The 417-nt window shown below is 60.7% G+C and carries 1 protein-coding gene; it reads left to right on the forward strand.

The window, feature by feature from the left end:
- A partial coding sequence (locus CVH10_RS25760; RefSeq protein WP_181244465.1) for a class I SAM-dependent methyltransferase occupies nucleotides 1-417 on the forward strand: 417 nt, incomplete at both ends.

Consider the following 417-nt stretch of genomic DNA (forward strand, 5'->3'; position numbering starts at 1 on the left):
ACGGCCTATGCCGATGTCCTGGCCGACCGTCTGCGGCACGGTGTCGAGATGGATTCGGCCGTGGGTATGGGAATGGCGCTACGCGACACCGTCCAGGGTGACGTCTCCATTCTCGATTTCGGTAGCGGACCAGGGCACTACCTGCCGGTATTGCGGCGCTTGTACGATCGTGGCGCCATGACCTATCGCGGCGTGGACATCGTCGCATCAAGCGTGGAGATCGGCAATCGTCATTTCGTCGATGACCCGATGGTGTCGTTCGACCTGGGATCCGTACTCGAGCCGGGAGAATGCTGGAACGGGGAGACGTGTATCATCTCCGCGAATACTCTTCCGCACGTGCCCGCCATCGAGCCGCTTCTGGGGTTCATCCGGGAGACAAGCGAGGTCAGTCATTTCGTGTTTCGCATGCTGGTG

It is taken from the genome of Halomonas sp. ND22Bw, assembly GCF_003011945.1.
Taxonomy (GTDB): domain Bacteria; phylum Pseudomonadota; class Gammaproteobacteria; order Pseudomonadales; family Halomonadaceae; genus Halomonas; species Halomonas halophila.